Source organism: Micromonospora sp. NPDC047738 (genome assembly GCF_040642675.1).
Taxonomy (GTDB): domain Bacteria; phylum Actinomycetota; class Actinomycetes; order Mycobacteriales; family Micromonosporaceae; genus Micromonospora.
In genome coordinates, this window is sequence record NZ_JBEYSO010000001.1 from 665189 (window position 1) to 681997 (window position 16809).

23 protein-coding genes are annotated in these 16809 nt (G+C 72.4%); 14 read left to right on the forward strand and 9 right to left on the reverse strand.

Annotated features, from left to right (window positions below):
* The first annotated feature begins 155 nt into the window (after positions 1 to 155).
* The 6 genes from ABZ783_RS03075 (at position 156) to ABZ783_RS03100 (ending at position 5071) form a co-directional block, all read left to right on the forward strand.
* Entirely contained in the window at positions 156 to 491 is a 336-nt protein-coding gene (locus tag ABZ783_RS03075; RefSeq protein ID WP_357434180.1) for a metalloregulator ArsR/SmtB family transcription factor, read from the forward strand.
* Positions 488 to 943 carry an SRPBCC domain-containing protein gene (locus ABZ783_RS03080; RefSeq protein WP_357434183.1) on the forward strand — a complete coding sequence of 152 codons (456 nt, stop codon included), beginning with the start codon at positions 488 to 490 and terminating at the stop codon, positions 941 to 943. Before ABZ783_RS03075 ends, ABZ783_RS03080 begins: the two co-directional genes overlap by 4 nt.
* Positions 940 to 1530 carry a dihydrofolate reductase family protein gene (locus ABZ783_RS03085; RefSeq protein ID WP_357434185.1) on the forward strand — a complete coding sequence of 197 codons (591 nt, stop codon included), beginning with the start codon at positions 940 to 942 and terminating at the stop codon, positions 1528 to 1530. Before ABZ783_RS03080 ends, ABZ783_RS03085 begins: the two co-directional genes overlap by 4 nt.
* Before the next feature lie 28 nt (positions 1531 to 1558).
* Entirely contained in the window at positions 1559 to 1780 is a 222-nt protein-coding gene (locus ABZ783_RS03090) for a hypothetical protein (RefSeq protein WP_357434187.1), read from the forward strand.
* A gap of 78 nt (positions 1781 to 1858) precedes the next feature.
* A complete protein-coding gene (locus ABZ783_RS03095) occupies positions 1859 to 2173 on the forward strand; it encodes a GYD domain-containing protein (RefSeq protein ID WP_357434302.1) in 315 nt (104 codons plus the stop codon).
* A 120-nt stretch (positions 2174 to 2293) separates the two neighbouring features.
* Positions 2294 to 5071: a BTAD domain-containing putative transcriptional regulator gene (locus tag ABZ783_RS03100; RefSeq protein ID WP_357434189.1), complete on the forward strand. Its 2778-nt coding sequence runs from the start codon at positions 2294 to 2296 to the stop codon at positions 5069 to 5071.
* A gap of 59 nt (positions 5072 to 5130) precedes the next feature.
* On the opposite strand, the gene ABZ783_RS03105 is transcribed toward ABZ783_RS03100, so the two are convergent.
* Positions 5131 to 5379: a hypothetical protein gene (locus ABZ783_RS03105; RefSeq protein WP_357434191.1), complete on the reverse strand. Its 249-nt coding sequence runs from the start codon at positions 5377 to 5379 to the stop codon at positions 5131 to 5133.
* 162 nt (positions 5380 to 5541) lie between these two features.
* On the reverse strand, positions 5542 to 6222 hold the full coding sequence (locus ABZ783_RS03110) for a DUF998 domain-containing protein (RefSeq protein ID WP_357434193.1): 681 nt from the start codon (positions 6220 to 6222) through the stop codon (positions 5542 to 5544).
* A gap of 53 nt (positions 6223 to 6275) precedes the next feature.
* On the opposite strand from ABZ783_RS03110, the gene ABZ783_RS03115 reads away from it, so the two are divergent.
* Positions 6276 to 6869: a PadR family transcriptional regulator gene (locus tag ABZ783_RS03115; protein ID WP_357434195.1), complete on the forward strand. Its 594-nt coding sequence runs from the start codon at positions 6276 to 6278 to the stop codon at positions 6867 to 6869.
* Positions 6870 to 6920: 51 nt separating this feature from the next.
* On the opposite strand, the gene ABZ783_RS03120 is transcribed toward ABZ783_RS03115, so the two are convergent.
* The 5 genes from ABZ783_RS03120 to ABZ783_RS03140 all read right to left on the reverse strand — a co-directional run bounded on the left by ABZ783_RS03120 (position 6921) and on the right by ABZ783_RS03140 (position 10361).
* A complete protein-coding gene (locus tag ABZ783_RS03120) occupies positions 6921 to 7325 on the reverse strand; it encodes a hypothetical protein (RefSeq protein ID WP_357434197.1) in 405 nt (134 codons plus the stop codon).
* Positions 7322 to 7582, reverse strand: coding sequence for a hypothetical protein (locus tag ABZ783_RS03125; RefSeq protein WP_357434199.1), 261 nt, complete (start codon positions 7580 to 7582; stop codon positions 7322 to 7324). The genes ABZ783_RS03120 and ABZ783_RS03125 overlap by 4 nt, the downstream gene beginning before the upstream one ends.
* A gap of 13 nt (positions 7583 to 7595) precedes the next feature.
* Positions 7596 to 8303 carry a hypothetical protein gene (locus ABZ783_RS03130; protein WP_357434201.1) on the reverse strand — a complete coding sequence of 236 codons (708 nt, stop codon included), beginning with the start codon at positions 8301 to 8303 and terminating at the stop codon, positions 7596 to 7598.
* Between the two features lie 136 nt (positions 8304 to 8439).
* Positions 8440 to 9708, reverse strand: a complete 1269-nt coding sequence (locus tag ABZ783_RS03135) for a HAMP domain-containing sensor histidine kinase (protein WP_357434203.1) — start codon at positions 9706 to 9708, stop codon at positions 8440 to 8442.
* Positions 9705 to 10361, reverse strand: a complete 657-nt coding sequence (locus tag ABZ783_RS03140) for a response regulator transcription factor (RefSeq protein ID WP_198940137.1) — start codon at positions 10359 to 10361, stop codon at positions 9705 to 9707. Before ABZ783_RS03140 ends, ABZ783_RS03135 begins: the two co-directional genes overlap by 4 nt.
* 131 nt (positions 10362 to 10492) lie before the next feature.
* On the opposite strand from ABZ783_RS03140, the gene ABZ783_RS03145 reads away from it, so the two are divergent.
* From ABZ783_RS03145 to ABZ783_RS03175, 7 genes are all read left to right on the forward strand, one after another.
* A complete protein-coding gene (locus ABZ783_RS03145; protein ID WP_357434205.1) occupies positions 10493 to 11041 on the forward strand; it encodes a hypothetical protein in 549 nt (182 codons plus the stop codon).
* An 80-nt stretch (positions 11042 to 11121) separates the two neighbouring features.
* On the forward strand, positions 11122 to 12318 hold the full coding sequence (locus ABZ783_RS03150; RefSeq protein WP_357434207.1) for a peptidoglycan-binding domain-containing protein: 1197 nt from the start codon (positions 11122 to 11124) through the stop codon (positions 12316 to 12318).
* Positions 12315 to 13085, forward strand: coding sequence for an ABC transporter ATP-binding protein (locus ABZ783_RS03155; protein WP_357434209.1), 771 nt, complete (start codon positions 12315 to 12317; stop codon positions 13083 to 13085). Before ABZ783_RS03150 ends, ABZ783_RS03155 begins: the two co-directional genes overlap by 4 nt.
* 76 nt (positions 13086 to 13161) lie before the next feature.
* Complete coding sequence (locus tag ABZ783_RS03160) at positions 13162 to 14370, forward strand: ABC transporter permease (RefSeq protein ID WP_357434211.1); 1209 nt, start codon at positions 13162 to 13164, stop codon at positions 14368 to 14370.
* A gap of 115 nt (positions 14371 to 14485) precedes the next feature.
* Complete coding sequence (locus tag ABZ783_RS03165) at positions 14486 to 14935, forward strand: hypothetical protein (RefSeq protein WP_357434212.1); 450 nt, start codon at positions 14486 to 14488, stop codon at positions 14933 to 14935.
* Positions 14932 to 15243: a transcriptional regulator gene (locus ABZ783_RS03170; RefSeq protein WP_357434214.1), complete on the forward strand. Its 312-nt coding sequence runs from the start codon at positions 14932 to 14934 to the stop codon at positions 15241 to 15243. The genes ABZ783_RS03165 and ABZ783_RS03170 overlap by 4 nt, the downstream gene beginning before the upstream one ends.
* A 151-nt stretch (positions 15244 to 15394) precedes the next feature.
* On the forward strand, positions 15395 to 15721 hold the full coding sequence (locus tag ABZ783_RS03175; RefSeq protein WP_357434216.1) for an extradiol dioxygenase: 327 nt from the start codon (positions 15395 to 15397) through the stop codon (positions 15719 to 15721).
* 117 nt (positions 15722 to 15838) lie between these two features.
* On the opposite strand, the gene ABZ783_RS03180 is transcribed toward ABZ783_RS03175, so the two are convergent.
* Both ABZ783_RS03180 and ABZ783_RS03185 read right to left on the reverse strand, forming a co-directional pair.
* On the reverse strand, positions 15839 to 16450 hold the full coding sequence (locus tag ABZ783_RS03180; protein WP_357434218.1) for an ATP/GTP-binding protein: 612 nt from the start codon (positions 16448 to 16450) through the stop codon (positions 15839 to 15841).
* Positions 16431 to 16808: a DUF742 domain-containing protein gene (locus tag ABZ783_RS03185; RefSeq protein ID WP_357434220.1), complete on the reverse strand. Its 378-nt coding sequence runs from the start codon at positions 16806 to 16808 to the stop codon at positions 16431 to 16433. The genes ABZ783_RS03180 and ABZ783_RS03185 overlap by 20 nt, the downstream gene beginning before the upstream one ends.
* Position 16809 lies beyond the last annotated feature (1 nt).

Below are 16809 nucleotides of genomic sequence, written 5' to 3' on the forward strand. Positions count from 1 at the left end.
GCGCGTACGGGCACAGCCCCGGGGCCTGGTCAGGCTAGGAATCGTGGCGATCTTGGAGGTGAACTCGGCGACAACACCCGTGGACGACCTGGATGCCGAACAGAAGCTCAACCAATCAGTTGAACATTGCCTGGCCGAGCACTATCCTCAACCACATGGTTGAGGATCCGGTGGGGATGGACGAGGTGTTCCACGCCCTCGCGCACGGCGCGCGCCGCACCATGCTGCGCCGGCTCGCCGAGCGGGAGCTGACGGTCGGCGAGCTGGCCGAACCGCTGGCGATGTCCCTGGCCGCCGCCTCCAAGCACGTCCAGGTGCTGGAACGCGCCGGCCTGGTGAAACGGACGGTCACCGGCCGGCGGCACGTCTGCCGGCTGGAGCCCGCCCCGCTCGCCACCGCCTCGGCCTGGCTGAACTTCTACCAGCGCCACTGGGCCGAGCGCCTCGACGCCCTCGAAGCGCTGTTCACCGACGAAGGGACCGAACGATGAGCACGGTCGTACGGCTGCACCGCGACATCCCCGCCCCACCCGACAAGGTCTACCGGGCCTGGCTCGACCCCGACCTGCTGCGCCGCTGGATGGCACCCGGCGGGCTGGAGGTGACCCGCGCCGAGGTCGAGCCGCGAGTCGGCGGCCGGTACCGGATCTGGCACACCGACGCCGGCACCGAGGTCGGCGGCTTCGACTGCGAGCTGGTCGAGCTGGAGCAGGACCGGCGCATCGTCTGGCGGTGGGGGTTCGTCGGCCCGCAGCGCACCGACGCGCCGCACTTCGACTCGCTGCTCACCGTCACCCTCGACGGCAACCCGGACGGCGGGACCGCGCTCACCCTCGTACACGAGCGGTTGGCGGAGCTGGCGGCGGCGCTGCCGCAGGTGGCCGCGAACGTCGCGGGCGGCTGGGAGTCGGCGCTGGACAAGCTCGCGGAGGTGGCGGCGTGAAGCTCGTGGTGGTCGAGTGGATGAGCCTGGACGGTGTGGTGCAGGCGCCCGGCGCACCCGACGAGGACCCCAGCGGCGGCTTCGCGCACGGTGGCTGGCACCTGCGCTGGTTCGACGACGCCTCCCGGCAGTGGGTGGTCGACAACCTGAACGCCGCCGCCGCGTTCCTGTTCGGACGCCGCACCTACGACCGGTTCGCCGCGCACTGGCCGCACGTCACCGGGCCGGAGCAGGTGGTCGCCGACCCGCTCAACAACAAGCCCAAGTATGTGGTCTCCTCGACGCTCACCGCCCCGGAGTGGACCGGTTCGTCGGTGCTGCAGGACCTGCCCGCCGTCGCCGAGCTGGCCAGGTCCGGCGAGGGCGAGCTGCACGTCATCGGCAGCGCGCAGCTCGCCGCCGCCCTGCTCGCCGCCGACCTGGTGGACGAGCTGCGGCTGATGGTCGACCCAGTACGCCTCGGCGGCGGCAAGCGGATCTGGCCATCCGACGGAACGTTGCAGTCGTACGCCCTGACCCGCTGCACCCCGACCAGCACCGGGTCGCTGCTGCTGCACTACGAGCGCGCCGCGGGCGGGCAGGACTAGCGGCGGGCGGAGCGGGTACGCCGCCCGCATGGGTAGCCACAAGCAGAACAAGCATGATCCGGGCGGCGAGTCGGCGCGCGCCGGGCGGAATCCGGGCAGCGGGGCACGGGGCCGGCAGGGCTCTGAGGTGGAGCACTCGCCGGACCGGCGGCACCTGCGGGCCGCGACCGGAACATCGGGCACGGAACGCGACCACGGCCGGGCGAGGGTCGAGGGCGGCGAGCGGGTCCAACGCCAGGGGACGCGCTGAGCGTCCTGGGCTGATTCGAGCGGGCAGTCGCGGCAGTCCGAGGGCCGCCAGCACGTCGGGGAGTTGATCGAGGTGTCCATGTTCCTGTTGCAGTCGACCTACACCATCGACGGGGTCAAGGGGCTGATCACGGACGGTGGGACCAGACGCGCCCAGGTTGTCCGAAACACGATCGAGGCCAACGGCGGACGGATGGACTCGCTTCACTTCTCGTTCGGTAAGTACGACACCTACGTCCTGTGTGACCTGCCGGACCACAAGAGCGCGGCGGCGCTGGCCATCGCCATCCGAGCGGCGGGCGGGGTGGACACCCGGGTGATTCCGCTGATCACGCCCGCGGAGATCGACGAGGCGACCCGGGCAGAGCCCCCCTACGAGCCGCCAGGCCGATAATCAGGCGGGGCGCTCACCCTGCCCGCCGGGCGATGACCGCCATCCGGGACAAGTCCAGTCGGCGCACTCAGCGTCATCGCGGCGATCCACTACGGTAGTGGTCTGCCGAGGGACTGGGGAGTGTTCTGGGTGTTGCGCATCAGCGTGCTCGGCCCGGTGCAGGTGACGCGCGGACACCAGCCCGTCCGGCTCGGCCCGAAGCTGGTCGAGCTGCTGGCGATCCTGACGATCGACGCGGGCTCGGCGGTGCCGGCCGCCCGGGTGGTCGAGCTGCTCTGGGCCGGCTCGCCACCGTCCGGGGCGCAGGCCACGCTGCGCAGTCACGTGTCGCACCTGCGCCGCGCGCTCGCCGCGCCGGACGATCCAGTGGTGGTGACCGTCGGGTCGGGCGCCGGTGGGGCGTACCGGCTCGATGTGCCGCACGACGCCGTCGACGCGCACCGGTTCGAACGGTGGTGCGCGGAGGGTCGCCGGCTGCTCTCCGCCGGCGACAACGACCTGACCGAACGGGCCGCCGCGGTGCTGGAGCGGGCGCTCGGGCTGTGGCGCGGTCCGGCCTTCGCCGACGTGGCGGACCGCTCCTTCGTCTTGCCGAGAGTCGCCCAGCTCGACGCCGTGCGGCGGGATGCGCGCCGTGGCTACGCGGAGGCGCTCACCGCGCTCGGTCGGCACGCCGAGGCGATCCCGCAGCTCTCCGGTGCGGTGGTCGACGACCCCTACGACGAGGGCGTCCGGCGGCTGCTCGCCCTGGCGCTCTACGCCGAGCAGCGGGTGGACGAGGCGGCCGAGGTCTGCCGCGCGGGCGTGCATCTGCTGCGCGACCGCGGGCTCGACGCCCCCGAGCTGCAGGAACTCCAGCGGGACATTCTGCAGCGCCGGCTGCCGCCGGGCCTGTTGCCGGCGGACCGCGGCAAGCCACTGCGCCCCTGTCTGCTGCCACCGGACCCACCGCAGTTCGTCGGCCGGGTCGACGAGCTGGCCACCGGCCGCGACCTGCTGTCCTCCGCGTCGGGCGGGCCGCCGCTCGTGCTGGTCGGCGGGCCGGCCGGCATCGGCAAGTCCCTGTTCGTGCTGCGGCTGGCGCACACGGTGCTGGATCAGTTCCCGGACGGGCAGCTGTTCGTCAACATGCGCGGGTTCGATCCGACCGGCGCACCGATGGCGGCGGCTGAGGCACTGCTGGGCTTCCTCGACGCGCTCGGCGTACCGCCCGAGCAGTTGCCGGCCACGGTGGAGGCGCAGGCCGGGCTCTACCGCGACCTGCTGCGCGACCGGCGGATCCTGGTGGTGCTCGACAACGTCCGGGACGCCGAGCAGGTCCGGCCGCTGCTGCCCGGCGCGCCCGGCTGCGCCACGGTGGTCGCCAGCCGCAACCAGCTGCCCGGCCTGGTGGTGGCCGAGGACGCCCGCCCGCTGCGGCTCGATCTGCTCAGTCGCGGCGAGTCGCGGGAGCTGATCGTGCGCCGGGTGGGCGCCGGCCGGCTGGCCGGTGAGCCGGCGGCGGTGGACCGGATCATCGACTCGTGCGGTCGGCTTCCGCTGGCCCTGGCCATCGTGGCCGCCCGCGCCGCCACCCACCCCGAGTTCCCGCTCGACGCGCTCGTTGAGGAACTGCGCCCGGGGCTGGACGCGTTCGCGGGCGGCGACGCCAGCACCGACGTACGGGATGTCTTCTCCTGGTCGTACCGGAATCTGAACCCGGCGGCGGCCCGGCTGTTCCGGCTGCTGGCGGCGCACCCGGGCCCGGACCTCACCGCCGCCGCGGCGGCCAGTCTCGCCGGCCTGCCCGCCGACCGGGTCCGCCCCGCGTTGCGGGAACTCGTCACGGCGCAGCTCGTCGGTGAGCATCGTCCCGGCCGGTACGCGCTGCACGACCTGCTCCGCCTGTACGCCGCCGAGTTGGGCCGCGACGACGAGCTGTCGGCGGCGCAGCAGCGGCTCCTGGACCACTACCTGCACACCGCGCTGGCCGCCGACGGGCTGCTGTGGCCGCATCGGGATCCGCTGGCCGTGCCGCCGGTCGCCGCCGGGGTGACCGCCGAGGTGTTCGAGGACCGGCCGTCGGCGCTGGCGTGGTTCACCGCGGAGCACGCGGTCCTGCTCGCCGTGGTGGACCAGGCGGCGCGCGGCGGGTTCGACGGGCACGTGTGGCGGTTGGCGTGGGCGGCCACGAATTTCTTCGCCCGGCGGGGGCACTGGCCGGACTGGGTACGCACGGGCCGGGCCGCGGTCGCCGCCGCGCGGCGGCAGGGCGACCGCGCCGCCGAGGCGGAGGCGCACCGGATTCTGGGTGGCGCGCACGTGCGGCTGCGCCAGTTCGCCGTCGCCCGGGAGCACTACGGGCAGGCGCTGGAGTTGTTCGGCGTCCTCGGCGACCTGGTCGGGCAGGGTTTCACCTGCCGCAGCCTTGGCTGGCTGTGCGAGCAGCAGGGCGACATCGGTGCGGCGCTGCGCCACGATCAGCGGGCGCTGGAGCTGTTCCACCGCGCCGGCCACGAGCGGGGCGAGGCGAACACGCTCAACTCGGTGGGCTGGTGTCACGCCCTGCTCGGCGACCACGAGCAGGCGATCGTGCACTGCCGGCGGTCGCTGTCCCTGCTGGAGCGCCTCGGTGACCCGGTCGGGATGGCCGGCGCGTGGGACAGCCTCGGCTACGCGTACCGGCATGTGGACCTCGCCGAGGCGATCTCCTGCTATCAGCAGGCGCTGCTGCTGTACCAGGGGCTCGGCGATCGGCCGAACGAGGCGGTGACGCTTCGCCATCTCGGCGAGAGCCAGCACGCGTACGGTGACGCCGATGCGGCCCGGCGGTCCTGGCGGCAGGCGTTGGACATCCTCACCGAGATCGAGCACCCGGACGCCGGGCGGGTCCGGGCGCTGCTGGCTGCGGACGGGTAGACCGTGGCGGTGCCGTACCCCCCGTCATCGGTATGGCACCGCCACGGTGGATCGCATGGTCACCCTCGGTCGGCGACCTCGTCGTCGGTCTCGTCCGAGGTCGCGGCGACGCCCGTCTGCGGGTCGTGGCGCAGGCTTTCGCGGTGGTGCGAGTCGAACCGCCGCTGGAACGGTGTGCTGAGCAGGTGGTTGCGCAGCGACAGGAGATTCTCCTCGTGGTGGCGCAGCGCCCGGTAGGGCAGGTTGTGGCTGGCGGTGTGGAGGGTCGATTCGCTGCCCTGGCGGATGGTCAGGAACTTGTCGTGCATGGGAATCCCCGCGCCCGGATGGAAGTCTGCTGGTGCCAACTGTGGCGGCGGTCTGTGGAAGCGCTGTGGAAGAAGCGTGAAAGCTGCTGCTGGGCCGGCCCTCGTCGTCGCCGGTCGACCGGTCCGGCGCGGCCGTTCCTGGTGGCGCGTGGTGGCGCAGTCTCACTCACCGGCCGGAGCGTGCCGGTAGGCCAGCCAGCCCATGGCCACGAACCAGGCGTGCACCTGCAGCACCAGAAGCCGCTGCACGAGTCCCGCGATGCCGTGTTCGGCGCCGTCGGCGGTTGGCTGGAACGTCGCGAAGAAGGCGACCAGGAGCACCAGGGTCAGCGGGCTGCCGAGCAGCAGCATGGTGCCGAATCGCTGCCACCCGGGGACGCCGCGGAGGTAGCGCCCGGCGACGAGGAAGGCGGCGATCGGGGTCCCGACGGCGAGGGTGAAGCCGAGCGAGTGCGGCATCGCGGCTTCGAGGTTGAAGATCCCGCACACGACCTGACCGATCCCGGTACAGGCGAGCAGCGCGACCGACCAGCGCCGCAGGGCGGGCCGGGTGGGCGGCAGGGCGCGGAACACGCCGACCACGCCGACGGTCAGGACCAGCCCGGTGACGACGAAGGCGATGTTCATGTACGGGGCGGTCACGCCGAGGCCCAGCCCGCTGATCGGCTGGCTGATCGGCGAGTAGTCGGTGAACCGGTGACCGAAGAAGGTGTATCCGGGGCTCAGGATGCCGAGGACGAGCCAGGCGAGGGTGAACAGCACTGGCCCGACAACAGCTCCGAGGGCGAGCCGTCGGGTCGAGCGGGAGGTGTGGGGGCGTGGGAGCATCGTCGCTATAGTCATGGAGTGACTATACATTTTATGACTATGCAAGTGTCAAGCGTTAAGCTCGGCCGGTGACCTCACCACGCCGCTCCGTGCTCGCGCTGGCCGTGCTGTCGATGCTCACCGAGGAGCCGATGCACGCGTACCGGATGCAGCAACTGATCAAGGAACGGCGCAAGGACGACGTGGTCAACGTCAGCCAGCGCAACAGCGTCTACCAGACGATCCAGCGGCTGGTCCGGGACGGCCTGGTGGCGGTGGAGTCCACCGAACGCGCCGAGAACCGGCCGGAACGCACGACGTACCGCATCACCGACGCCGGACGGGCGGCCCTGGGAGAGTGGCTGCGCGTCATGCTCTCCACCCCGGCCCCGGAGTACCCCGAGTTCCCGGCTGCCCTGTCCTTCCTGCCGAACCTCGCCCCGGCCGACGCCCTCGCCGCGCTGAACACCCGCGCCGCCCGGCTCGCGGAGCGGCTGACCGCGCTCGACGAGGAGATCATCGAAGTCGGCCGGTTCCTGCCCCGACTGTTCGCGATCGAGTCGGAATACCAACGCCAGGTCATCGCCGCGGAGCTGGCGTACGTCCGCACCCTGATCGAGGACCTGCGCGCCGAGCGGATCACCTGGCCGTTCGTCGACGGTGCGCCGGTCTGGCCGGGCTGAGCGAGGGCCCGGTCGCCGGATGGTCCAGCCGTGGCTACGGAGCCGCGCCGGTCAGCGGGTGTCGGTGACGACGTGCGAGCAGGCCGGGCAGGCCGCCGGCCCCTGCTCGGCGAACCATCGGCAGGTACGCCGGATCGCGCACTTCGGCAGCTCCACCTCGGTCGGGCCGACGGCCTCCTGATATGACGCGGCCAGCCGGGCGCCCAGGCCGCAGTGGTCACCGGTCCAGAACCCGCAGGACGAGGTGACGCAGGGCCCGGCGAGCCGGTAGCGGGACTCGACCGGGGTGTCGGCGTCGCCGGCCGCGGCCAGGGCGACCTCGGCCGGGGTCGCCGGGGTGACGTAGGCGACCCGACCCGCCGGAGTGATCATGCCGAGGAAGACCGTGGCGTTGGCCGCGGGCGTACTCGGGCACATCCGCTCCGACGGGTCAGGACGTACGGCGGGATCGGTCACCGCTCGATCCAGAACCCGATGTCGTTGATCTTTTGGCCCAGCTCGTCGGCGTTGATCCCGTCGAGCACCCAGAGACCGCGCCACTCGGGGCGGAGCTTGAGGTTGGAGTGGCCGACGGTGAGCGGGTTGGTCAGCTTGGCGTTGGCTGCGGAGAGGGCGGCCAGCCCCGCCTTCTGGATCTCGCGGGAGATGAGGGTCTGCTGCTCGGTGGTCAGGTCGACGCCGTCGACCACGAACCGGAACTCGCTGCGGGACATGTACTACCTCCGGTCATTCGTACGATTCGGTGCCCAGCCCGCGCCGCAGACTGGTCCGGGTGAAGGCCGCCCAGCCGGCGCGGGAGGCGACATCGCCCCGCTGCCCGGCACGGCTGAGCACCTGGTTGGCGTGCTCCCGCCAGCCGACAGCGGTCGCCGCGCGCTCGCCCCACAGCTCGCGGCAGGCCGCGACCGCGAAGGCGAGTTGCCCGGCGCTGCCGGTGAAGCCGGCGACCCCGTCGCCGACCTGGACCGGGCCGCCGGGCAGCGGAGCCACGATCGGGAAGTGGTGGTGCAGGCTCGCCAGGGTTGCCCAGTGACTGCCGTCCACCCGGCCGGCGGCGAAGCCGTCGTGCAGTTCGTCGGCGCGCCGATAGCGGACGGCGTGCAGGGTAAACGTGTCGCCGGACCGGTCGACCCGGCCGACGACCTGGACCGGGGAGCTCCAGGCGGCGGGTGAGTTCGCCGACCAGAAGGCGAGCCAGGCGGCGAGCCGGTCGTGGAAATCGGCCTGGAAGCGCGCCACGGCCGGGCCGCCGCCCGGGTCGTGGAGCAGGGCCGACCCGATCCGGTCGCGGGTGACCAGTGGGGTGGTGGCGTGGGTGGGGTTCGCCGCGGCGGCGGTCGGGGCGGTGGCCACGCCGGTCACGGTGACCGCCGAGGCAACCGCGGCGCCGGCGAGGAGCCGCCGGCGCGAGAACGGGTGTCCGTTGTGGTTCATCGTCGGCCTTTCGTCGTCGGCCAGTGCCACGACGCTATCGATCGAAGGCGATCAGATGAACAGCTCCCGTGACGGGAGCCCGACAGGAACGCCGCAGATCAACGGCGGCGTGAACCGGTGTTCCTGTGGCACGAACTCACGCCTGACCGCCATGCGTCACGGTGGGCAGCGTCCGCACCGGTTGGGCGGGGACGATCGCGCCCAGCGGTGGCAGGGTGACCGTCACGACCAGCCCGCCACCGTTTCGGGGGTAGGCGTGTACCGCGCCGCCGTGCGCCTGGGCCACCGCCCGCACGATCGACAGGCCGAGCCCGAACCCGCGTCCCGCGCCGGCCCGGTCGTCGGCGCCGCCCCGACCGGCGCTCCCCCTCGGGCCGGCCAGGCGGTCGTGACGCAGCCGCCGGAACGGCTGGAAGATGGTTTCGATCTCGTAGCTGGGCACCACGGGGCCGGTGTTGACGACCACCAGGGTGACCCAGCCGTTGACCAGGCCGGTGCTCACGTCGACCTCGCCGCCGGCCGGCAGGTTGTGCCGGACCGCGTTCTCCACCAGGTTCTGCGTGAGCCGCTCCAGCAGCACCGGGTCACCGGCCGTGGCGGCGGACGCGAGCTGGCGGCGTACGGTCAGCTCCGGCGTGCCGGCGGCCTGGTCGAGGACGTGCCGGGCGATCTCGGCGAGGTCCACCGGGGTGCGGTCGACGACCTGCTGCTCCGAGTCGGCCAGGGTGAGCAGCCCGTCGATGAGCCGTTCGTGGCGTTCGTTGATCGCCAGCAGCGTCTCGCCGAGCTGCCGCAGCTCGGCGGAGGCGCCCGGCCGGGACATCGCCACCTCCAGCAGCGACCGGTTGAGCGCGAGCGGGGTACGTAGCTCGTGCGACGCGTTCGCCACGAACCGCCGCTGGCCGTCGAAGGACCGGTCGAGCCGCTCCAGCATCAGGTCGAACGTGTCGGCCAGTTCCTGCACCTCGTCCCGGGGCCCCCGCAACGCGATCCGCTCGTGCAGGCCCCGCCCGACTGCGCCGGCGGCGGCGATCCGGCGGGCGGTGCCGGTGATCTGGTGCAGCGGCTGCAGCGCCCGCCCGGCGATCAACCAGCCGAAGCCGAGGGCGATCGCCGAGATCAGCAACAGCGCCACCCCGCCCTGGGTGAGCAGCGATTCCAGCGCGGTCCGTTTCGCCTCGTCCTGAGCCTCCTGGATCAGGACCCGCACCTGGTCGGCCTCGCCCGGGCCGGGCAGCCTGCTGAACGGGTTGGTCGTCGTGATCTGGGTCTTGACGCCGGCCAGCGGCTGGCGCATCCGCTGGTCGACCAGCACGTACGTGACGCCGAGCAGGACCACGCCGGCGAGCAGCAGGAGGCCGCCGTGCACCAGGGTCAGGCGGGCCCGGATGGTCAGTCGCTTCACCGGATCTGATACCCCACTCCCGGCACCGTCTCGACCACCTGCGGGTCGCCGAGCTTGCGGCGCAGCTTCATCACGGTCACCCGTACCACGTTGGTGAACGGGTCGATGTGCTCGTCCCAGGCCCGCTCCAGCAGCTCCTCGGCGGAGACCACTGCCCCGCCGGCCCGGACCAGTTCTGCCAGCACCGCGAACTCCTTGCGGGACAGCGCGACGTACCGGCCGTCGCGGTAGACCTCACGCCGGGCCGGGTCGACCACGATGCCGGCCCGGCTCAGCTTCGGCGGAGCGGCCGGGCGGGCCCGCCGGGCCAGCGCGTGCACCCGGGCGGAGAGTTCGACCAGCGCGAACGGTTTGACCAGGTAGTCGTCGGCGCCGAGGGCCAGGCCGGCCACCCGTTCCCGGACGGCCGCGGCGGCGGTCAGCATCAGCACCCGCGTCTCGCCGCCGCTGTCCACCACCGCCCGGCACACGTCGTCGCCGTGCACCACCGGCAGGTCCCGGTCGAGCACCACCACGTCGTAGTCGGTGACGCCGAGCCGTTCCAGCGCCGCGTCCCCGTCGTAGGCGACGTCCACCGCGAACGCTTCCCGGCGCAGCCACTCCGCGATGGAGTCGGCCAGCAGCGTCTCGTCCTCGACCACAAGCACTCGCACCGTCCCATGGTGACGCGGCCACGGATAACCACGGCGTTAACACCGACGGTTACGCCCGGGATACCGCCGCTGCGGTCGACTCGTCCGTATCGGCCGGCGATCCGCGCCGGCCCGGAGGAAGGAGTTGTGCCATGCGCCGACGAATGTCGGACACACTGCTCGTCCTGCCCCTGCTGCTCGGGCTCGCGGTCGCCGGCTGCGCGAAGACCGGTTCGGACGGGGAGCAGGTGGCCACGGCCGGCGGCGGTGCGGCCAGTGCCTCGCCGAGCGCCAGCCTCGTCCCGGTCAGCGACGAGGACCGGCAGCGCGAGTTCGCCAAGTGCATGCGGGAGAACGGGCTGCCGGACTTCCCGGACCCCGAGACAGCCGACGGCAAGGTCCGCATCCGCATGCCGGACGGAGCTGACCGGGCGAAGGGAGAGGCGGCCATGGAGAAGTGCCGCAGCCTGATGCCCAACGGCGGCAAGGAGATCAAGCTCGACCCGGAGCAGGTGGAGAAGGTGCGGCAGCTCGCCCGGTGCATGCGGGAGAACGGGGTGCCGGACTTCCCGGACCCGGGCCCGGACGGCGCCATCGAACTCAACGGGGACGGTTTCGACCCGAAAAGCCCGACGGTGCAGGCCGCCATGGAGAAGTGCCGGCAGGACGGCGCGCCGCTACTGATGAAGAGGACCCAGTGAGCGCGAGGAGTGAGCCGGGTTTGCGAGCCCCGCAGTCGCGAACAGAGACAAACTCCGCGAGCGCGAGGAGTGAGCCGGACTTGCGAGCCCCGCAGTCGCAAGCGGAGATCGTCCCGCTGAGCGCCAGCGCCACGACCGCGCCGGCCGAGACGGCGACCACCGCCACCGCGCCGGCCGCCGCACCCGCTGGGGGCGGCCGTCGCCGCCGCCGCGCGCGTACCCCGATCGTGGTCGCCTCCGCGGTGGTGGTCGCCGCCGCCGCGGGCGTCGCGGCCGCCGTCGGGGCCGAGGGCCGCACCGGGGGTACGCCGGCCAGCGGCGGGCTGCCGCCGGCGACCGCCCAGGTCACCCGGCAGACCCTGGTGGACTCGGAGAGCTTCGACGGGGAACTCGGCTACGGCGCCGGCCACACCGCGACGCTGCGCACCGGCGGCACGATCACCTCGCTGGCCGCCACCGGCAGCCAGGTCAGCCGGGGCAAGCCGCTGTTCGCGGTCGACAACGCCAAGGTGCTGCTGCTGTACGGGCGGCTGCCGGCGTACCGGACGCTCGGGCCCGGCGTGTCCGGCGCCGACGTGCGGCAGTTCGAGGAGAACCTCAAGGCGCTGGGCTACTCCGGGTTCACCGTCGACGACGACTACACCTCGGCGACGGCGGACGCGGTGCGGCGGTGGCAGGACGACCTGGGCCTGCCCGAGACCGGCCGGGTCGAGCTGGGCCGGGTCGTCTACGCCGACGGCGCGGTCCGGGTGGACAGCCACGAGGCGGACCTCGGCGACCCGGGTCAGCCCGGCCAGGCGGTGCTGACCTACACCGGCACCGCCCGGGTGGTGACGGTGTCCCTAGACGTCGACGACGAGCGGCTGGCGAAGCGGGGCACCAAGGTGAGCGTCACCCTGCCCAACGACAAGGACGTCACCGGCACGGTCGCGGCCACGGAGACGGTGATCGACACCGGCACCGGCGGCGGAGCGGGCGGCCAGGGCGACCCGGAGACCAAGATCGAGGTCACCGTGACCGTGGCCGACCCGAAGGCGCTGACCGGTTTCGAGCAGTCCTCGGCGAAGGTGGCGTTCACCGCCGCCGAGCGCCGGGACGTGCTGACCGTGCCGGTCGCCGCGCTGCTGGCGCTGGCCGAGGGCGGTTACGGCGTGCAACTGGTCGAGGGCTCCACCACGCGGATCGTCGCTGTGGAGACCGGGTTGTTCGCGTCCGGCCGGGTGGAGGTCTCCGGCGCGGGGCTCGCCGAGGGGGCGACCGTGGGGATGCCGACGTGACCGGCGACGCGGTGGTGGAGCTGGCCGAGGTGACCAAGGTGTACCCGGGCGGCGTACGGGCCCTCGACGGGGTGTCGCTGACCATCCGGTACGGCGAACTGGTGGCCATCGTCGGCCCCTCCGGGTCGGGCAAGTCCACCATGCTGCACCTGATCGGCACCCTGGACCGCCCCTCCACCGGCCGGGTCCGCATCGACGGGTACGACGTGGCCGCCCTCGCCGACCGGCAGCTCTCCGCCCTCCGGTCGTCCCGGATCGGCTTCGTCTTCCAGCAGTTCCACCTGGCCCCGAACGTGCCGGTGCGGGACAACGTCGCCGACGGGCTGCTCTACGCGGGCGTACCCCTGCGGGAGCGGCGGCGGCGCGCGGAGGCCGCGCTGGACCGGGTGGGGCTGGGGCACCGACTCGACCACCGGCCGCACGAGCTGTCCGGCGGCGAGCGGCAGCGGGTGGCGATCGCCCGCGCGGTGGTGGGTGCACCCAGGCTGCTGCTCGCGGACGAACCGACCGGCAACCTGGACTCCGCGTCCGGCGCCGGGGTGCTGGCGCTGCTGCGCGACCTGCACGCGGCCGGGACCACCATCGTGGTGATCACCCACGACCTGGAGATCGCGGCCGGCCTGCCCCGCCGGGTGCAGATGCGCGACGGCCGGATCGTCGCCGACCACCGTGGCGGTGCCGGCATGAGCGAGCGCAGCGAGCGAATCAGCCAGCTCAGCGCAGTGGTGCCTCATGGCGTCGGCGAGCGAAGCGAGGCGACGACATGAGCGAGCGCAGCGAGCGAATCAGCCAGCTCAGCGCAGTGGTGCCTCATGGCGTCGGCGAGCGAAGCGAGGCGACGACATGAGCGAACGCGTACGGCTGGCACCCGCCCGGCTGCGCCCACGGGACGTCCTGCGGGTCGGCGGGGTCGGGTTGCGCACCCGGCCGCTGCGGGCGTTCCTGTCCGCGCTGGGCATCGCGATCGGGATCGCCGCCATGGTCGCGGTCGTCGGGATCTCCGCGTCGTCCCGGGCGGAGCTGGACCGCACGCTCGCCCAACTCGGCACCAACCTGCTCACTGTCAGCCCGGGCAACACCCTCTTCGGCGACGACGCCCAACTGCCGACCGAATCGGTGGCGATGATCGGGCGGATCGGGCCGGTACGGGCGGTGGCCGCCACCGCGCTGCTGGCCGACGCGAAGGTGTACCGGTCGGATCTGATCGCTCGGGGCGAGAGCGGCGGGATCGCCACCCGGGCGGCCAGCCTGGAGCTGCGGGACACGGTCGGGCTGGCGGTCGCGAGCGGCACCTGGCTGAACGCCGCCACCGCCCGCTATCCGGCGGTGGTGCTCGGCGCCACCACGGCGCGGCGGCTCGGGATCGGCGCCGCCGGGCCGGACGTGCAGGTCCAGCTCGGTGGGCGCTGGTTCACCGTGGTGGGGATCCTGGCGCCCGCGCCGCTGGCCCCGGAGCTGGACCTGTCCGCGCTGGTCGGCTGGGAGGCGGCGAAGTCCTATCTCGACTTCGACGGGCACCCGACCACCGTCTACACCCGCTCCGCCGACACCGCCGTCGAGGCGGTACGCGCGGTGCTCGGCGCCACCGCGAACCCGGAGGCGCCGAACGAGGTGAAGGTGGCACGGCCGTCCGACGCGCTCGCCGCAAAGCAGGCCACCGACGAGGCTTTCACCGGGCTGCTGCTCGGACTCGGCGCGGTCGCCCTGCTGGTGGGCGGCGTCGGGGTGGCGAACACGATGGTCATCTCGGTGCTGGAACGGCGCCCGGAGATCGGCCTGCGTCGTTCGCTCGGCGCCACCCGCGGCCAGGTACGCACCCAGTTCCTGGCCGAGTCGCTGCTGCTGTCCGCCCTCGGCGGGATCGGCGGAGTGCTGCTGGGCGCCGGGGTCACCGCCGGTTACGCCCTCTCCCAGGCGTGGCCAGCGGTGGTGCCGGTCTGGGCGGCGGCCGGCGGGGTCGGTGCCACCCTGCTGATCGGTGCCCTCGCCGGGCTCTACCCGGCGATCCGCGCCGCCCGGCTCGCCCCGACCGAGGCGCTTGCCACCCCGTAACGGCGATCAGAAAGGAGTCCTGGCGGGTTGTGGTCGACGCCGACCACAACCCGCCAGCTTCGTGCGCGTGCGGCAACTACTTGAATGCCATTCAAGTAGTTGCTACCTTCGCCGCATGGCTCCCTCCAGCGCCGACCCGTCATCCGCTCCTGGTGCCGAACCAGCTCCGCTCGATGCCGCCGCCGCCCTTCGCGAGATCCAACGCGTCACCCGTCGGGTGCGCGCGAGCCTCTGGCGGGAAGTTCTCCAATGGCTGTGGACTGCCGCGTACTTCCCCATCTTCCTTCTCGTCCAGCACCTGCATCTGGAGCAGTCGAAAGGGTTGGTGATTGCTGCCATCGTGGTGGGTGTGTCCCTGGCCGTCGTCCATTGGCGCACTGCTGCGTTCAGTCGGGGTGCCACCCGCCGAGACAAGGTGACCCGCTGGACCGGCGTACTCCTTGGCTGCGGTGCGGTTGTCGTACTGGACCAGGCGCCCCCGGGCCTGTCGCTTTGGGTGGTGATCATCGCTATCGTGCCGGGTGTACCAGCGCTCGTGGCGGCGGCGTCGGTGCTACGCCGATGACCGGCCAGGGCAGCCATCCGCGTCACGGACTCGTCGATGTCATCCACGCCCCGGTCCGGTTGTCGATCGTCGCCGCGCTCGCCGGGCTGGAGAAGGCGGAGTTCCGATTCCTCCGCGACACCATCGAGGTCAGCGATTCGCTGCTCTCCAAGCACCTGACCACCTTGGAAGCGGCCGGTTACGTGCAGATCGTCAAGGCCGGCACGGGGCGCAGACCGCGAACCTGGGTGAGCCTGACCCCGGCGGGCCGGACCGCCTTCGACGCCTACACCGAATCGCTAAAAAAGATCATCGACGCCGGCAACTGAGCCGACCAGCGATCGTTGCCGCCGGAATGCATTGGTCGGCCTCGTCCTCGGCCCAGCTGCTGGTACCGGTGGTGGCGGTGGTGGTCGCCGCGATCGGCCTGCGCGTCTCCCCCGGCGCCGTTATGGTCGACGCGTGATCAATGGTGCTCATGTGATCATTTACAGCCGCGACCCGGAGGGCGACCGGGCCTTCTTCCGGGACACGCTCGGCTATCAGCACGTCGATGCCGGCCGTGGTTGGCTCATCTTCCGGCTGCCGCCGGCCGAGCTCGCCGTGCACCCGACCGACGGCGAGCCGGCCCACGAGCTGTTTCTCATGTGCGACGACGTCGAGGCGACCATGGCCGAGCTGACGGTGAAGGGCGTCGAGTTCACGATCCCGGTCACCGAGGAGCGGTGGGGGCTGCGCACCGCGCTGCGGCTGCCCGGCGGTGGCGAACTCGGCCTCTACGAGCCGCGCCACCCGGTGCCAGTCTGAGGCCCCGGCATCCGCGCGGTGGCGGGTGCGGCGCCGTGTCGCAGCGACCGCACCCGTCCTCGCACAGGCTGTGCAGGCGGTCAGCCGTATCGCCGGCCGCTGGTCGGGCACTGACCGTCAGGATCCCACGGTCTGCGGCTTGCGGGTCAGGCCGCGCCCCTTCATGACGTGCTGGAGCAGGGTGATGAGGACCTCCTTGCTGGACTCCCGCTTGCGGGCGTCGCACAGCATCACCGGCACGTCCGGGTCGAGGTTCAACGCCATCTGCACCTCTTCGAGGCTGTACTGCCGAGCGCCGTCGAAGCAGTTCACGGCGACGATGAACGGCAGGCCCTGGCCCTCGAAGTAGTCGATGGACGGGAAGCAGTCGGCCAGGCGGCGGGTGTCGGCGAGCACCACCGCGCCGAGGGCGCCGAGGGCCAACTCGTCCCAGAGGAACCAGAAGCGGTCCTGCCCTGGGGTGCCGAACAGGTAGAGCACGAGGTCTTCACCGAAGGTGATTCGGCCGAAGTCCATCGCCACCGTGGTGGTGGACTTCGCCTCGACCCCGGTGAGGTCGTCGACACCGACGCCCCGCTCGGAGAGCACCTCCTCGGTGCGCAGCGGCTGGGTTTCGCTGACCGCTGCGACGAGGGTGGTCTTGCCGACGCCGAAGCCCCCCGCAATGAGGATCTTGAGGGCGGTGGGCAGGATCGTCCGATCCTCCCTGTCAGAGTTCTCGTAGTCCATGAATGAGCGCCTCGAATACGCTGTCGTCGGGAAGAGTGGCGGGCGGACGGGGTTCGGAGACCTGCACAAGCTGGCGGGCGACCAGGTCGTCGAGCAGGACGCGGACCGTGCCGAGCGGCAGGTGGAGGTGCGCGGCGACCTCCGCCAACGCGAGGGGCCGCTGGCACAGCTCGATGATCCGAGCGTGCTCCGGCACCAGTCCGACGTCGAGGGGCGGGGTCGCCCGGGTTGCGGTCACGAGTGAGATCACGTTGAAGCCGTTCCTCGGTCTGGCTCGCCCGCGGGTCATGGCGTAGGGCCGGACCACCGGTCCGGCCTCGTCATCGACCCACATCGGCTCGGCGTCAGGCCTCGTCATG

Excerpts from the sequence above, each read along its gene's own strand:
- ABZ783_RS03075 (WP_357434180.1), top strand. The coding sequence starts at position 156 with ATGGTTGAGGATCCGGTGGGGATGGACGAGGTGTTCCACGCCCTCGCG.
- ABZ783_RS03080 (WP_357434183.1), top strand. The coding sequence starts at position 488 with ATGAGCACGGTCGTACGGCTGCACCGCGACATCCCCGCCCCACCCGAC.
- ABZ783_RS03090 (WP_357434187.1), top strand. The coding sequence starts at position 1,559 with ATGGGTAGCCACAAGCAGAACAAGCATGATCCGGGCGGCGAGTCGGCG.
- ABZ783_RS03095 (WP_357434302.1), top strand. The coding sequence starts at position 1,859 with ATGTTCCTGTTGCAGTCGACCTACACCATCGACGGGGTCAAGGGGCTG.
- ABZ783_RS03105 (WP_357434191.1), bottom strand. The coding sequence starts at position 5,379 with ATGCACGACAAGTTCCTGACCATCCGCCAGGGCAGCGAATCGACCCTC.
- ABZ783_RS03110 (WP_357434193.1), bottom strand. The coding sequence starts at position 6,222 with ATGACTATAGCGACGATGCTCCCACGCCCCCACACCTCCCGCTCGACC.
- ABZ783_RS03125 (WP_357434199.1), bottom strand. The coding sequence starts at position 7,582 with ATGTCCCGCAGCGAGTTCCGGTTCGTGGTCGACGGCGTCGACCTGACC.
- ABZ783_RS03130 (WP_357434201.1), bottom strand. The coding sequence starts at position 8,303 with ATGAACCACAACGGACACCCGTTCTCGCGCCGGCGGCTCCTCGCCGGC.
- ABZ783_RS03145 (WP_357434205.1), top strand. The coding sequence starts at position 10,493 with ATGCGCCGACGAATGTCGGACACACTGCTCGTCCTGCCCCTGCTGCTC.
- ABZ783_RS03160 (WP_357434211.1), top strand. The coding sequence starts at position 13,162 with ATGAGCGAACGCGTACGGCTGGCACCCGCCCGGCTGCGCCCACGGGAC.
- ABZ783_RS03165 (WP_357434212.1), top strand. The coding sequence starts at position 14,486 with ATGGCTCCCTCCAGCGCCGACCCGTCATCCGCTCCTGGTGCCGAACCA.
- ABZ783_RS03170 (WP_357434214.1), top strand. The coding sequence starts at position 14,932 with ATGACCGGCCAGGGCAGCCATCCGCGTCACGGACTCGTCGATGTCATC.
- ABZ783_RS03180 (WP_357434218.1), bottom strand. The coding sequence starts at position 16,450 with ATGGACTACGAGAACTCTGACAGGGAGGATCGGACGATCCTGCCCACC.
- ABZ783_RS03185 (WP_357434220.1), bottom strand. The coding sequence starts at position 16,808 with ATGACGAGGCCTGACGCCGAGCCGATGTGGGTCGATGACGAGGCCGGA.